Origin of the sequence: Pseudomonas sp. IT-P44, assembly GCF_949768225.1 — a bacterium.
In the GTDB taxonomy this organism is placed as follows: Bacteria; Pseudomonadota; Gammaproteobacteria; order Pseudomonadales; family Pseudomonadaceae; genus Aquipseudomonas; species Aquipseudomonas migulae.
On record NZ_CATKQM010000024.1, the window covers coordinates 290994 to 306104 of the forward strand.

Consider the following 15111-nt stretch of genomic DNA (forward strand, 5'->3'; position numbering starts at 1 on the left):
GGTTAAAACTAGAGATTAGGCCTTTATGAAATAAAAGCCGGTGGTTTGAAACTATTCAGCCTTCTCGCCCTGCTCTGAGCGCCTGCCAGCGAATAACCGAGTTGACACCCAACATCGTCAATATCTTTGGTGGAAGCCGGCTAGGCCCTGGCAGTTGACTGAAACTTTGCAAAACCTGTGAATGGTGACCGCTGGCCAACTCGGCAGCCATCACGCCTGCCAATGTGCTTTTAACCGTGCCCAGTCCGTTTTCGCAGCAAGCGGAATAGAGGTTTTCCTCGATTTCGCCAAAGGCGGGAGCGCTGTTGCGACTCAGGCAAAGCCGCCCTGCCCAGCTGAATTCCAGCGGCGTTGATTTCAACTCCGGGAAACGTGCATCCAGAGAGTGCCGTTGTTCTTCGGCCACCGCTGCAACACGCATGGGGGTGACTTGAATACTCGGGTCGTAGGTAAACTTGGTGCGGATAACAATCCGCGAAAGTCCGTTCGAAGTTATCTTGCGAACTGTCGCGCCCATCGGGTCCGCTGGCAATAAGGCCCAACGATCTTTACCGGTAACCGGCCTTGAAAACTCATCATGACTATAAGCAGCCGTCATTGAGGCGTAAGTAAAGACATGCAGCAACCGGCCTTGAAAGTGACCGAAGTCTTCAATATGGCCATTGACCGCAAGAATGACTTTAGGCGCACTAACGGAACCACGATGAGACTTCGCCTTCCAGCCAATTCCCGCCCGGGACAATTCCACAATCGGTGAACGCTCATACAGTTCAATTTGCCGATCAAGTCCGTTTGCAAGATCCCGAATATATTGCGCTGGCTGAATCATCACCGCACCAGGCGTATACAGCCCGTTGTGGTAATAAGTGGAACCGGTGATGTCCCGCATCTGCGCGGCGTCCAGCACTTCAAACCGCTCGCCAATGCCTTTTAACGATTTGGCATAGTTGTCATTGAGTTTCATCCCCCGCTCGGTGGCGGCGGCGTTGATCTTGCCGGAAGGGTCGAACGTCTGCGCAGACATGCCATATTCACGAGCAGCGTCGGCGGCAAACGCAATGGCAAAACGGTTCTGGGCAATTTCCAATGCCGTTGCCGACTCACCGCCCACCGAATACTCCCCGGATGAAAGGCTGTGCGGCACATCGATCATGAACCCCGAGTTCCTGCCCGCCGGCCCCTTGGCGATTTCATGGGCATCCACCACCGCGATGCGGCAGCCCGGATGCAGTTGAGCCAGCCTGCGAGCCGCAGACAACCCGGCAAAACCCGCACCGATGATCAGCCAGTCCGCCGTCACGTTGCCATCAAGCAGGCGAACAGGCGCAGTGCGTACGGAAATTGCCTCCCAACCTGAAACCCCGGTGTCTACCGGAAGGCGCTTGATGGTATGGGTGCTCATTTTTCGTTCTCTTCATCCGACCGATCAGACACATCGATCCAGATGGTTTTGATTTCGGTGTATTGATCGTGGGCAAAAATCGATTTGTCCCGACCGCCGAACCCGGACTCCTTGTAGCCGCCGAACGGCGTGGAAGCATCGCCCTCGCCGAAGCAGTTCACGGTGACGATCCCGGCGCGAATCTCCCTCGCCAACTTGATGGCACGACGCAGGCTGCCGGTGTAAACCGAGGCGGCCAGGCCGTATACCGTGTCATTGGCGAGGGCAATGGCTTCAGAAATCGAGCTGAACGTGGTGACCGACAGAATCGGACCGAAGATCTCTTCCTGGAACAACCGACTCTCTGGCGCAACACCGTCAATCACGGTCGGCTCGACGAACGCACCGTCTTCGGTACCACCGCCGTACACAACATCAAGTTTGCCGACGCTGGCATGCTCAAGGTACGACTTCACTTTCGCGAAATGTTCGGGGCTGACCAGTGCGCCGACGCGGTTTTGCGGGTCGAGTGGATCGCCCATTTTCCATTCGCGAATGTAGGCGCCCATGCGTTCCAGCAGTTCATCCTTCACAGACGCGTGGACGATCAGCCGCGAGGTTGCGGAGCAGTTTTCGCCCATGTTCCAGAACGCGCCGTTGACGACGTGCTGAGCGACGAGGTCGAGGTTTTGCGCATCGTCCATCACCACGGCCGGGTTTTTCCCGCCGCACTCGAGAACGATGCGTTTCAGGTTCGAATCGGCTGCGTAATGCAGGAAACGGCGGCCGGTCGCGGTGGAGCCGGTGAAGCTCACCATGTCGACGTCGTGATGCAGGCCGATCGGCTCGCCGACCTCTTTCCCGGTGCCGGTGACAATGTTGAGCACACCGGCGGGGACGCCCGCCTCGAACGCGAGTTGCGCCACACGCAACGTCGTCAGCGTGGTCTGCTCGGCGGGTTTGACGATCACCGAACAGCCTGCGGCGAGTGCCGGGCCGATTTTCCAGGCCAGCATCAGCAGCGGGAAGTTCCAGGGCAGCACGCAGCCCACCACCCCGATAGGCTCACGCACGACCATGGTCAGCGCGTCACTGCCCACAGGGGCGGTGTTGTCATAAATCTTGTCGATCAACTCGGCGTGCCAGCGCAGCGTATTAATGGTGTCCGGCACATCGACCAACTGGCACTCGCTGACTGGCTTGCCGCTGTCGAGGCTCTCAAGGACCGCCAGTTCGTGGCTATGCCGTTCAAGCAAATCGGCAAACTTCAACAGCACGGTTTTGCGCTCTTTTGGAGAAATGGATCTCCAGCGGCCATCCTCAAACGCTTCCTTGGCGTTGCTGACCGCGAGATCGACATCTGCCGACGCGCAAGCGGCGACGTCTGCCAGAAACTCACCGGTCGCCGGATTGTTCGTGGCGAAGGTTTTGCCCGAGATCGCGGGTTTGAACGCACCGTTGATGAAGGCATTGCAGGGGAACGAAATGTCTTTGGCGATGGCGGCGTATTCGGCCTTGGTCAGGAGATCACCCATGGCTGGCTCCTGATGTGATGCGTGCAACGTCGCGCTTCACATTGGCAATGATGGTTTGCAGGCTTTGCTTTTCTTCCAGGTCGAGAGGTTGCAGCGGCAAGCGCACGTCCCCTACTTTCAGGCCGGCCAGTTCACAACCGTATTTGATCGACTGCACAAACTTGCCGCCGTCCAGGGCGTTCATCAGCGGCATCATCGCCGACATGATCCGGCGGCCCTTGTCGAAGTCCTTTTCGAGCACACAGGCTTCATAAAGCGCCACGTGTTCGGTTGGCAGGAAGTTGGAACCGGCACACACCCAGCTTCGGGCGCCCCAGGCAAAAAACTCCAGCGCCTGATCATCCCAACCGCAGGACAGCGCGATGTTCGGGAACTCACGGGCCAGCAGATGAACGCGGCCCATGTCGCCGGAGCTTTCCTTGATGGCAACTACATTTTTGGAGGCGCTTACACGGGTGAGGTAATCCTCGTCCATCGAAACGGACATGCGGCCGGGGTAGTTGTAAAGCATGATCGGCAAGTCTGCAGCGCGATCGATGGTCAGCGCGTGGATTGCGTTTTCCTGGGACGTCGGCAGCGCGTACGGCGGGCTGGTGACGAGAATGGCGTCCGCTTTGATCGCTTTGGCATCCTTGGCGTATTGCACCGAATCTTCGGTACGAATGGCCCCGGTGCTGACGATCAACTGGACCCGGTTGCCGATGACATCCTTGGCATAAGCGGCAAGCTCGGTACGCTCTTCCGAGGTCTGCGCATAATATTCGCCGGTCGAGCCGCCGATGATAATGCCGTGCACTTTCGCCTCGATCAGCGACTCCAATACTTCGGAGTACACGCTCCAGTCTATTTCCCCATCCGGTTTATGAGGTGTCACTGCGGGGGTGTAGATGCCTTCAAATTTCAAGATGATTTCTCCGGAAATGAATTGCGTGGAAGATCAACGAGCGCGTCCGCCTTGATGCCTTGGGGCGCGATAAAAATCTCCATGTTTTCCCGGGACAGTTCCCAGTGTTCAAACACGAGATCGACTACTGCGGATTCATCGCGGCGTTCAATCGCCTCGATAAACAAATCGTGGTGCCCCGCCGACAGCTCAAGACGCTCTTCCATGTCCTCGTTTTGAGGCCGAAAAAAGGTATTGCCGATACGGGAGTGATCAATCAGCAATCTTTCCAGGCTGGGCTGGAGGTATTGATTGCCGGCCATTTCGCCCATGATCGCGTGGAAGCGGTTGTTCTCGACGACCATGGCCAGCGCATCCCTTGAGGTAGTGGCGATGCGGAACCGATGCTGCGTGTCCTTCAAGTCGACCAGTTGGCGCGGCTTGTAGTTTTGAACGGCCAGACGGCCAACGGCTGCGTAAATCATCGGTGCGACGAGGAAGAAATTGCGCAGGGTCGAGTGATTCATTGGAATCACCCGGGCACCGCGGTTTTCCCGAATGTCGACATAACCTTCACCGGCCAGGCGTCGGAATACTTCCCGGACCGGCGTGCGGGACAAGCCATATCGCTCGCTGAGAATGACCTCATCCAGCGCTTCGTCAGGGTCCAGTTCCATCGTCAGGATTTGACGTTTCAGATCTTCGTAAAGACTGGTTTTGCCGTTTTTCACAACGACCTCCAAGGGCAGTTTTGCGGTCAGGTGCGGCTGACTGATGAGTCGAGACTCGCACGGGTTTTTGGGTCGGTCAATAGATTGTATTTCTTGTGTATACATAGAAAACACAGGAAAAACACAACGAAATTTCGAGTAATTTCTTTTTAATTCATTTAGTTATGCGTTCACCTCAAAAATGAACTAGTCGGTTACAGAAAAGAAACACGTCGTTTTTGGAATGCTTATTTCTAGATCATTCCATCATAAAGCTTATTGCCAAGCGCACTTTGCCAGCAGCCCGGTTGACCCGTAGCGACATGGCGCAAGGCGTTTGCGACACGACTTTGCGAGCACTTCCCGGCGAGCAACGGAACAAGCGATAGTGTGTCGCCGGTTGAGCGGCTCCGTTCTCCTTCAGGATCGACCAAGATGGGCAGTGAAGAAACCAGTAAGAAGGTCAAGGGTTACCGCCGACTGATACCGTCCATGACGGCCTTGATGGAATTCGAGGCCGTTGCGCGGTTGAGCAGCTTCACGCTGGCGGCGCAAGAATTGGGCGTGACCCAGGCGGCCGTCAGCAAGCAGGTCAAATACCTGGAGGAAACCCTCGGCACCCGTCTGTTTCATCGACTGCACCGGGCGATCAAACTGACCAGCGAAGGCTACGTGCTGTATTCGGTGGTCGCCGAATCCATGCAGCGCATGGCGAATGTGTTCGACAAGATTTCCGAGGGGATTCCCGAGCAGGAACTGGTGCTCGCCTGCACCGCCGCGTTTTCACACCTGCGCATCCTGCCCCGGCTGGCTGCATTGCGCCTGTCGCAACCCAAGCTGCAATTGCGCCTGATCACCCAAGTCCACAATCCGGACGTGCACCGACAGGACGTCGACATCGCCGTGCGCTTCGGCAATGGAAAATGGGAGGACGGCACCGCGATATTCCTGTTTGACGAAGAAGTGTTCCCGGTGTGTTCCCCCGCCTGGCTGACCACGCACCCTGCCCCGCTGTCGGTCAACGACTTCCTGCACATTGACCTGATCGATTCGGACACCACGCTCGAAGGCTGGATGACATGGAACAGCTGGTTCAAGGAGCTGGGCGAGAGTCGTCCCAAGGTGAATTACTGCCTGCGCTGCAGCAGTTACAACGACACAGTGCAGGCCGCGTTGCAGGGCTATGGCGTCGCGCTGGGCTGGAACCGTTTGTTGCGTCCGCTATTGCTGAGCGGCGAACTGGTGCGGATTACTGACTATGCGGTGAAACCGAAAGATGCCTATTACCTGATTGTTCCGAACGGCCGGGAAATAACCCCGCTGGTGCACGCCATCGTCGATTGGCTGCGGGATGAGTCGCTACTTTCACACTAAGGTCAGTTGTCGATTCTTCGCATAACTTTTAGCTATGCGAGGGTGAAATTAAAGCGCATTGACGCAAATCCGGACCATTTTGATACTTGCCTCACCGTCACTTGCTGACGATTCAACATCGCCCCCGTGAGGCAACAGATGACAACTACCGTCGCGAAATCCCAACAAGAACTGATGACTGCACGCACCCCAGGCCATGGCATGCATGGCGAGTTGTTCGGGCGTCAGGATATTTTCGACAGCGACGTCGATATCTTTTTCACCCGGCACTGGATTCTGGTCGGCGTGACGGCGGACATCCCGGAGCCTGGGGATGTTTCGACCATAGACATCGGCAAGTCCTCGATCATTCTCGTGCGCGATGACGACGAGCAGGTGCAGGCGTTTCGCAACGTTTGCCGCCATCGCGGGGCGCGCCTGAAGCAGGCCGGCAAATCAACGGTGGGCATGCTCGTGTGCCCGTATCACCAGTGGACCTACGACCTTGATGGCAGCCTCAAGCACGCCGCTCACATGGGCAAGGATTTCGATCCGACCTGCAAAAGCCTGACTCGTGTTCATACGAAAGTGGTCGGCACTCATGTGTTTGTTTGCCTGGGTGACCAACCACCGGAAGACATCGCCTACCTGGAGCAAACCATGGCCCCCCGGCTGGCACCCTACAACCTCACGTATTCGAAAATAGCTTATGAAGCAGAGATCATTGAAGACGGTAACTGGAAGTTGGTCATCGAAAACAATCGCGAGTGTTATCACTGCTCTGCGACGCACCCTGAATTAACCGCTTCATTCCTCCCGGAGGATTTTGGGTTCTGCGCTGAAGGTCTGAGTGAGGAATCGCTGCAAGCGCTGGATGAATATGAAGAACGCAATGCGGCGGCCAAACGCAGTTGGGAACGTGACGGTTTTATCTGCGACGCAGTGGAGCACCTGGACACAGATGCGGTAACCCAGTTCCGCACGCAGCGGCTGGTCATTGCCGGCAATGGCGAATCGCAAACGCTCGACACTCGGGTGGCCTGCACGCGGCTGTTTGGTGACTTGACCCGCCGCGATCTCGGCGACGTGCACCTGTGGACTCATAACTCCTGGACGCATGTGATGAGCGATCACGCCGTCATTTCGTACATCATCCCGCTCGCGCCCGACAAGACGTTGGTGCGCACCAAATGGCTGGTCCATGCCGACGCCATCGAGGGCGTGGATTACGACATCGAGAAACTGACCGAGGTCTGGAAAGCCACCAACCAGCAGGACGCAAACCTTGTTGCGATCACCCACAGCGGTACGCAAGATCCCGGTTACTCGCCTGGCCCCTTCTCGGCATTTACCGAATCCTACGTGGATCAATTCTCTCGCTGGTACGCCGCGCGGCTTGCCGCACAGGGAGTGTGAGCAATGACCATGACCCTCCTTGAAAAGCCGCCGGGTACAGCGAGCGCCGTGTCTGCACCGAACGTATTCACCCATCCGGACACGTGGGCCACCTACGGTGCGCAGTGGAACAGTGGCGAGCAAAAAGCGCTGCACTGTTGCGCCGTACGCGACGAAACCCACGACGTAAAAACCTTTACCTTTCGAAGTGCGGATTTCAGCGTCATCAGTTTTGAGCCAGGGCAGTTCATTACGGTATCGCCGACCATCTCGGGGCAACGCGTGTCGCGCTGCTACACGTTGTCATCGTCGCCCACCCGCCCCTTTGCGCTGTCGATCACGGTCAAGCGTGTTCCCGGCGGGACCGTATCGAACTGGCTGCACGATCACTTGCGCGAAGGCGACAGGCTGCTTGCCTCCGGCCCTGCGGGCAGCTTCACACCGATAGGCCGTCCAGCCGACAAGCTGCTTTATCTATCGGCGGGCTCCGGCGTGACACCGCTGATGTCCATGACCCGTGCGGGTTTCGACCTGGCAGCCCGACTGGATATCGTCTTTGTGCACAGTGCTCGAACCCCCGACGATATTATTTTCCATGAAGAACTGACACGGATGCAGGCCAGCATGCCGGGACTTCGTGTCGTGAATATCTGCGAAGGACACGGCGACAGCACGGATTGGGCTGGGCCGATTGGCCGCCTGGATCTGGCCTTGCTCAGCGAACAGGTGCCGGACTTCAAGGAGCGGGAAGTGTTCACTTGTGGGCCGCAAGGTTACATGGGCGCGGTCAAGTCGCTACTCAAACAGGGAAACTTTGATTTCCAGCACTATCACCAGGAAAGCTTCGATATCACGGCGCTGGATGAGGCCCCTCTGATCGAAACGGCCTGCGTGCTCGATCAGCCGGAGAGCCTGTTTACGATCACGCTGTCCCGCTCCGGTAAAACCTTCAGCATGCCGGGCAACCAGACCGTGCTGACCGCAGCGAAGAAGGCCGGCGCCATCATCCCCTCCTCTTGCAGCCAAGGGGTCTGCGGCACCTGTAAAACGGCGGTGCTGCAAGGCACGGTGGCGATGAACCACAACGGCGGCATCCGCCAGCGTGAAATCGACAAGGGATTGCGCCTGCTGTGCTGCAGTAAGCCAACGTCAGACCTGGTCATCGATTTGTAGGGTCCATCAGAACCTTTCAATGTGGTCTACGCTCCAGCCTTGGGTACCTTGTTCTGCCCCGGGCGACGTGCGTTTTCGGCACGGTGGTTTGCAGCGGATGCGGTACGCAACTCTCCACGCATCCTTCCGGGAAAACCACATGATCCGAACCCTGCTGACTGCTTCTTTGCTGCTTGCACTAACCCTGCCCGCCCATGCCGGCGTCACGCCATTCCCCACTTCCGTCCGCACCCAGGACATCGCCGTGGAAGGCGCGAAGATCCACGTGCGCGTCGGCGGCAAAGGGCCTGCCGTGGTGCTGTTGCATGGCTTCGGCGACACCGGCGACATGTGGGCGCCTCTTGCTGCCGACCTGGCCAAGGATCACACGGTCGTGGTGCCGGACCTGCGCGGCATGGGTTTGTCGTCGATCCCGGACGGCGGCTACGACAAGAAGACGCAAGCGGGCGACATACGCGCGGTACTCGCAGCGTTGAAAATCGAACATTCCGTGGTCATCGGCCATGACATCGGCACCATGGTCGCCTTCGCCTACGCCTCGCGTTACCCGCAGCAAACCGATCGCCTGGTGGTCATGGATGCGCCCGTACCGGGCATTCCGCCGTGGAACGACATCGTGCGTTCACCGATGCTGTGGCACTTCGATTTTGGCGGCCCGGATGCCGAGCGCCTGGTGGCCGGTCGTGAGCGTATCTACCTCGACCGCTTCTGGAACGAGTTCGCCGGCGACCCGACCAAAGTGGACGAAGCCACCCGCCAGCATTACGCCAAACTCTACGCCCGCCCCGGCGCGATGCACGCGGCGTTCGCGCAGTTCCGCAGCATTCGCCAGGACGCCGTGGACAACGAAGCATCGATGAAGACACGCCTGACCATGCCCGTACTGGCCGTCGGCGGGGAAAAATCCTTTGGCAACAACGAAGCCATCGTCATGCGCAACGCCGCGGACAATGTCACGGAAGTGGTGATTCCAGGGGCAGGACATTGGTTGATGGAAGAGGCGCCTACGCAGACTATTCGGGCGATTCGCGACTTTTTGCAGTGACCGTCTGTGGCAGGGCAAAAACTGTCTACGGATCGTTGTCGAAGCCTGCCGCCCTGCCTGTTCGACGGGCACTCGCTCGACACTGCATCTACCCACCACTTAAAGTGCTGCCCCCTCAACAATGGATTGCCACCAAAAATGACTGAGACCTTCCAGGGCAGTTGCCTTTGCGGCGCCATCCAATACAAACTCCTGTCACGCCCCAAAGCTGTTTCGCACTGCCATTGCAGCCAATGCCGCAAAAGCCATGGCGCTGCATTTGCGAGCTACGGAAGTGTCTTGCGGGGCGACTTTGATCTGGTACAGGGTAACGACGACATCCGCTCTTACCCTTCCTCTGAATCTGTCGAGCGCCAGTTTTGCGCTCGCTGCGGCTCGTCGCTCTTCTGGTCAAATAACCAGGGCGAATACTCCGACTGGATCTCCATAGCCCTCGGTACGCTGGACACGCCCTTTACTTGCGATAAACAGAAGCATGTCGAGGTGACGTCCAAGGCTGTATGGCATGACATTCAGGATCACTGGCCGCAGTCCCGATAATCGCTTTGTGGCTCGAGAATGCTCATCCACCCCTGCATCATGCCGCTCGCTCCCCTTTCCCGTGGCACTCGTGCCAAAAGTGCAGAGCCTGCTACCACGCATCAGGTATTTACACTGCCAGCCCCAGGGGAGAAGCCTATCGAAATGGAAGTCATCTCATGTTTGAACGTAGCAAACTGGTTCCAGAGTTAATGGTCACCGACCTTGGTAACAGCCTGGATTTTTGGGTGTATTGCCTTGGCTTCGAAGTAGCGTATCAACGCCCGGAAGATGGATTCGCTTACCTCGACTTGAACGGTGCGCAGGTAATGCTCGAGCAGATTGATCCGGACGCAGGCCAATGGCTTACGGCCCCCCTGACGAAGCCATTTGGAAGAGGAATCAACCTGCAGATCGACGTTGCCGCTGTCGCACCCATCACCCAAAAACTTGACCAAGCCGGATTTCCACTCTATCGAGCATGCAAAGACACCTGGTATCGGGCTGATAACGTAGAAGTAGGCCAGCGCGAATTCATCGTCCAGGATCCCGATGGTTATCTCGTCAGATTGGTTGAGCGGTTGGGTGAGCGGTTGGGTGAGCGGCCGGCGGCCAAAAGCTGACCTTGCAGGTCAGCTGCCTGACGACCAGTTTTCCACTGCTATGCTGATAAGACCTGTTTCTGCACTGGGGACGAGTAGCATGGCAGCACAAGGCAAGCATTCCCCATTCACGCTCAAGGCTATGGCCTGCTGGGCTGGGATTTTCCTTGTCGCTTGGGCTGTCATAAAGCTGCTCGACACTCACCTAGACCTGAGATTGTTGGCAGATAGCACGAGCTGGCCGCAACGTTTTTCGGATTGGCTTTCGCTGGAAACGCCAATGCCGAATTGGTCGCTGCTGATGATAATCGCGATTTTAATCAGCACTCTGTCTGCAGCGATTTACTACGCCCGCAACACTGATGGAGCTTACGACGAGCTACATGAGATAGAGCGAAAAGTATACAAAATGAACAACCCTCAGTTCCCACGACTGACAGATAACCAAACGCTATTAATGGAAGCTTTGGCCTATCATGCAAATTTCAGGAAAGTTGCAAACCTGAACTCAATTTGCAAACTTGTCTCACTCAGCACAGCAGAAGTTGAAGCCGATCTAAAGCAACTTCAAGACAAACGCCTTATCAAACAAAAAGTGACACGGGGCACGTTTGGCGCCACCACTTTTGAACTTACCTTGGCAGGCAAGGATTATGCGTTAGAGCGTTTTCAGCTAACGTAGTACAGACAAAGTGGAGGTAGGCTGGAGGTGCTTTTTTGAGCAACATAATTCGCCCATCGGGCGAAACCATTCATCTTTTTTACAAGATTATGTGGCCCAAATGGGAAATGCCCAAGGATGCGATCCTTAGTCTACTGGACCGTCGCTTTCCGGCTAGAACCAAACATACAGCTACTTCCAGACGCCACTTTGTAGACCACAGGTTTACAGACGTTGGTAGCGCCGTTCGAAATCACTGGCCAACTGTTCAAGCGTGACGCTTCCCAAGCGATCTATAAGCAGTGCCTGCGCCGCATCAAACGCTTCGGTCAGCGCAGCATTCACCGCTTGCTCCACCAGGCATTCTGGATGGTCGGTCGACAGACCGATGGCGAAAAGCGAGGACGAGCCCAAGGCCTGATGGATGTTCAACAGTGTTATATCCGCTAACGGTTTCGCCAGCGTCCACCCCCCACGGTGCCCCTTTTCCGAGCGCACATACCCCCCGTCCTTGAGCAGCGCCATGGTCCGCCGGACCACCACCGGGTTGGTACCGAGCATCTGCGCGATGGTATCGGACGTGGCGGGCTGTTCGTGGCGAGCCATGTGGATCAGCACGTGCAGCATGCGGGACAAGCGAGTGTCATTTCTCATGGATGGCGGTTTCCTGAAGTTGCGTGTGCCGAGTATCGCTCGACACAGCATAAGTTACGAGACTGTTGACACCCCGACATCACGTAACTTACGTTGTATCTAGAGTTTTCGAGCAGGTCGAAGACCCAGGGAGACTGATTAATGGTTTATGACGTGATCATCGTTGGCGGCAGCTATTCCGGTATTTCCGCAGGCTTGCAACTGGCACGGGCGCGCCGAAAGGTGTTGGTGATCGATGCAGGTCAGCGCCGTAATCGGTTTGCTCACAATTCACATGGATTTCTTGGGCAGGACGGTCGTGATCCCGGCACGATAGCCAGCGAGGCACGTGCCCAGTTGCTGGCCTATCCAACAGTCGAGTGGCTTTCGCAACCCGCCGTCCATGCAAAGACGGGCGATGGTGGATTTGTGATAACAGCCGCGAACGGGGAGCAATTCGCAGCGAGGCGTCTGATCCTGGCCACAGGGGTGGTGGATGAGTTGCCTGCGATTCCCGGGCTGTCAGAGCGCTGGGGGCAGCGAGTGTTTCATTGTCCGTATTGCCATGGATATGAACTGTACGGCGGGCAGATTGGAGTTTTGGCGGCGTCGCCAGTTGCCATCCACCAATCGCTGATGTTGCCGGACTGGGGGCCAACGACACTCTTCCTCAACGAGGTATTCGAGCCTGATGCCGAGCAGTTGGCGAAGCTGGCCAGGCGTGGGGTTGCGGTGGAGCGCGAACCTGTCTTGTCGGTTGGCGGGGAACAAGCCGATGTGACACTGGCCAGCGGTCGTGTGATCAAATTTGCAGGGCTGTTCACTCAGCCTCTCACGCGTATGGGCAGCCCACTGGCAGCGCTGCTTGGTTGCGAGTTTGAAGCCGGGCCGACGGGAGAGTTCATCAAGGTCGATGCGATGCGCGAAACCAGTGTACCCGGCGTGTTTGCCTGCGGGGATGCAGCAATAGCCGCAGGCAATGTGGCAGTCGCAGTGGGTGACGGCGCACGCACGGGCGGCGCGGCACACCAGTCGCTGATCTTTCGCTGAATACGGGTAGCAAGCGGATGAAGCGCGCCCGTCGCCCTCCGTTCTCAAGCCGATTGCCTGCGCCAGGTGCCGGGTGATGTGCCGAACTGGCGTTTGAATGCGCGACTGAACGCGGCTTCGGATTCGTAGCCCACTGCAAAGCCGATTTGCGCCACATTGCCGCGACCTTCGCGCAGGTGTTGAGCCGCCACGTGCATGCGCCAGAGCGTCAGGTATTGCATCGGTGGCTGGCCGACCAATGCCGTGAATCGCTCCGCGAAAACCGAGCGCGACATGCCCACTTCAAGCGCCAGGGCTTCTGCCGTCCAGCCCTCGGTTGGGCGAGCATGAAGCAGCGCCAATGCGCGCCCGATATGCGGATCCCGCAAACCCGCCAGCCACCCGCGCCGCTCAGCGGGAAGGCTCGCGACATACTGGCTGACGGCTTCGACGAAGAGCAATTCCGATAGCTTGGCGATGACCGTTGTCGAGCCGACGCGCCCCGCCGCGATCTCACTGACAGCAAATCGGAATGAGCTTTCAATCCAGGCTCCCGAAGCCGTCGCGCGCACGTCCAGTTTCAATAAGGATGGCAGCGACGAGAGCAACGGACTGAAAGGGGTTTCAGTGCCGAGGAACCCACACAATAACTGCGTGACCTCGCCGCCTCCGCCGCACTTGATACGTGAAATACCACCGACTTCCGGCGGCTGAATAACGTCGCGCGCCGACATGGGAGCAACGCTCAGGTCGCTGCCAAACTTATGAACGTCATTGCGCGGAAGCAGAATGAGTTCGCCTGCCCGCACGTCGAGGGGGGCTTCACCGTCGATTTTCAATTGCATGTGCCCCGCAGCGACAAAATGCGACGCAATGACATGTCGAGGGGCCGCCAGGAACGGTTTGCAATCGTCCGCAGAGATTTTTCCGCTGAGGCACCAGGGCGCAGTGAATTCCGCCTCGAGGAAGACTCCTCCAGAGAGCCGAATGACACGCAAGACATCAGAAAGCGCATCCAGCAATTGCCAGCCCTCCTTTCCGGAGTCCGGAGCATGTAATCAGGCGCACCGGTCATTCTGCACCTGAACGGCGAGGCCTAGATTAGCACCAACGCGGACTCAGTGATCGGGACGCCCCCCAGAGGTTTCACCCAGGGTCACTGGTTCCGACGTTAACCGTAATGGCCCCCTTCCAGTTCGACCAGGAAGCAGGAGATCGATATGAACACCGTCGCAACCTTACCCGACGCAGATTCGGGCAACGCCGCCCGTTATGCTCAACTCGTCAGGTCCTCGAAAAAAGCCGAATGGCAGATCGATCGCGATTTGCTGCAGGACCGCAGTTTCGACTTCTCGCGCAAATTCTTGCCCGACGGACTCTCGCGGATCGACCGCCTGACCTTTCTCACCCTGGAAGAAGCGCGCCTGCTCAGCCAGATTCAGGGCCGAACCTATGCGTATATCTTTGGCCTGGTCGAGCGTTTCATCAGTGCCAAAATGCTCGATCAAGGTCGGGCCCATGTCTTTGACGATCAACTCGCGCTTGAAGCGCTGGTGCGATTTTCCAATGACGAGATCAAGCATCAGGAGCTGTTCCGGCGCATAGAAACGATGATGGATGCGCAATTGCCGGCGGGATATCGCCAAGTGGCCGATCCGAACGATGTGGCGCGTGCGGTACTGGCGGCCAGCACCTGGTCGGTGCTGGCGCTGACCTGTCATATCGAGCTGTTTGTTCAAACGCATTACGCAAAAAGCATCGCCCCGCGCGAGGAGTTGTGCCCGCTCTTCAAGGATGTCTTCAAGTTTCACTGGAAGGATGAAAGCCGGCACGTCGTGCTCGATGAGCTGGAATGGAAAGCGGAGCATGCGAAACTTTCGCCAGTCGAGCGCGACCAGGCAGTGAACGATCTGATTGCGCTGGTGGCAGCCGTCGATGCAATCCTGCAGGCGCAATCGGCATCCGATGCCAACTACTTCATTCGCAATGTTCCACGCTCGTTCAGTGTTGACGAGACCGCGCAAATCAATGCCTCCGTGCTGGGCGCCTACCGCTGGCAGTACATTATCTCGGGCGTGCAGCATCCACACTTTGGCCAACTGCTTGCGCGCATGACAACACCCGCACAGATGTCCAGGATTCAGACCGCACTGGCTCCCATCATGAGCAACTGATCTACAGGGTGCGGCCGA

At 57.4% G+C, this 15111-nt stretch carries 15 protein-coding genes; 9 read left to right on the forward strand and 6 right to left on the reverse strand.

Annotation, left to right across the window (positions count from 1 at the left end):
* Window positions 1-55 precede the first annotated feature (55 nt).
* From ACM6IO_RS14945 to ACM6IO_RS14960, 4 genes are read right to left on the reverse strand one after another with little or no spacing between them, the layout of a single operon-like run.
* A complete protein-coding gene (locus ACM6IO_RS14945; protein ID WP_223416286.1) occupies window positions 56-1402 on the reverse strand; it encodes an NAD(P)/FAD-dependent oxidoreductase in 1347 nt (448 codons plus the stop codon).
* Window positions 1399-2916, reverse strand: a complete 1518-nt coding sequence (locus ACM6IO_RS14950) for an aldehyde dehydrogenase (protein WP_414911752.1) — start codon at window positions 2914-2916, stop codon at window positions 1399-1401. The genes ACM6IO_RS14945 and ACM6IO_RS14950 overlap by 4 nt, the downstream gene beginning before the upstream one ends.
* A complete protein-coding gene (locus ACM6IO_RS14955) occupies window positions 2909-3820 on the reverse strand; it encodes a dihydrodipicolinate synthase family protein (RefSeq protein ID WP_192228242.1) in 912 nt (303 codons plus the stop codon). Before ACM6IO_RS14955 ends, ACM6IO_RS14950 begins: the two co-directional genes overlap by 8 nt.
* Window positions 3817-4530, reverse strand: a complete 714-nt coding sequence (locus ACM6IO_RS14960; RefSeq protein WP_008033405.1) for a GntR family transcriptional regulator — start codon at window positions 4528-4530, stop codon at window positions 3817-3819. Before ACM6IO_RS14960 ends, ACM6IO_RS14955 begins: the two co-directional genes overlap by 4 nt.
* A 414-nt stretch (window positions 4531-4944) precedes the next feature.
* On the opposite strand from ACM6IO_RS14960, the gene ACM6IO_RS14965 reads away from it, so the two are divergent.
* From ACM6IO_RS14965 to ACM6IO_RS14995, 7 genes are all read left to right on the forward strand, one after another.
* On the forward strand, window positions 4945-5883 hold the full coding sequence (locus tag ACM6IO_RS14965; protein ID WP_192228243.1) for a LysR substrate-binding domain-containing protein: 939 nt from the start codon (window positions 4945-4947) through the stop codon (window positions 5881-5883).
* 138 nt (window positions 5884-6021) lie between these two features.
* Window positions 6022-7278 (forward strand): aromatic ring-hydroxylating oxygenase subunit alpha, encoded by a 1257-nt coding sequence (locus ACM6IO_RS14970; RefSeq protein WP_414911753.1) that lies wholly within the window; start codon window positions 6022-6024, stop codon window positions 7276-7278.
* Between the two features lie 3 nt (window positions 7279-7281).
* Window positions 7282-8430, forward strand: a complete 1149-nt coding sequence (locus ACM6IO_RS14975; RefSeq protein ID WP_414911754.1) for a 2Fe-2S iron-sulfur cluster-binding protein — start codon at window positions 7282-7284, stop codon at window positions 8428-8430.
* A gap of 139 nt (window positions 8431-8569) precedes the next feature.
* A complete protein-coding gene (locus ACM6IO_RS14980) occupies window positions 8570-9475 on the forward strand; it encodes an alpha/beta fold hydrolase (RefSeq protein ID WP_414911755.1) in 906 nt (301 codons plus the stop codon).
* A 138-nt stretch (window positions 9476-9613) separates the two neighbouring features.
* A complete protein-coding gene (locus ACM6IO_RS14985) occupies window positions 9614-10015 on the forward strand; it encodes a GFA family protein (protein ID WP_192228246.1) in 402 nt (133 codons plus the stop codon).
* Between the two features lie 158 nt (window positions 10016-10173).
* The gene (locus tag ACM6IO_RS14990; RefSeq protein WP_414911756.1) at window positions 10174-10617 is read left to right on the forward strand and encodes a bleomycin resistance protein; all 444 of its coding nucleotides are present in this window, start codon (window positions 10174-10176) and stop codon (window positions 10615-10617) included.
* 79 nt (window positions 10618-10696) lie between these two features.
* Window positions 10697-11278: a hypothetical protein gene (locus ACM6IO_RS14995; RefSeq protein ID WP_192228249.1), complete on the forward strand. Its 582-nt coding sequence runs from the start codon at window positions 10697-10699 to the stop codon at window positions 11276-11278.
* A 204-nt stretch (window positions 11279-11482) separates the two neighbouring features.
* On the opposite strand, the gene ACM6IO_RS15000 is transcribed toward ACM6IO_RS14995, so the two are convergent.
* Entirely contained in the window at window positions 11483-11911 is a 429-nt protein-coding gene (locus ACM6IO_RS15000) for an Rrf2 family transcriptional regulator (RefSeq protein ID WP_008038831.1), read from the reverse strand.
* Window positions 11912-12052: 141 nt separating this feature from the next.
* Here ACM6IO_RS15000 and ACM6IO_RS15005 point away from each other — a divergent pair, with 141 nt between their 5' ends.
* A complete protein-coding gene (locus tag ACM6IO_RS15005) occupies window positions 12053-12940 on the forward strand; it encodes an NAD(P)/FAD-dependent oxidoreductase (protein WP_414911757.1) in 888 nt (295 codons plus the stop codon).
* 44 nt (window positions 12941-12984) lie between these two features.
* Here the strand turns inward: ACM6IO_RS15005 and ACM6IO_RS15010 are convergent, their stop codons facing one another.
* Window positions 12985-13941, reverse strand: coding sequence for an AraC family transcriptional regulator (locus tag ACM6IO_RS15010; RefSeq protein WP_192228251.1), 957 nt, complete (start codon window positions 13939-13941; stop codon window positions 12985-12987).
* A 198-nt stretch (window positions 13942-14139) separates the two neighbouring features.
* Here ACM6IO_RS15010 and ACM6IO_RS15015 point away from each other — a divergent pair, with 198 nt between their 5' ends.
* Window positions 14140-15093, forward strand: coding sequence for a diiron oxygenase (locus ACM6IO_RS15015; protein ID WP_414911758.1), 954 nt, complete (start codon window positions 14140-14142; stop codon window positions 15091-15093).
* Window positions 15094-15111: the final 18 nt, after the last annotated feature.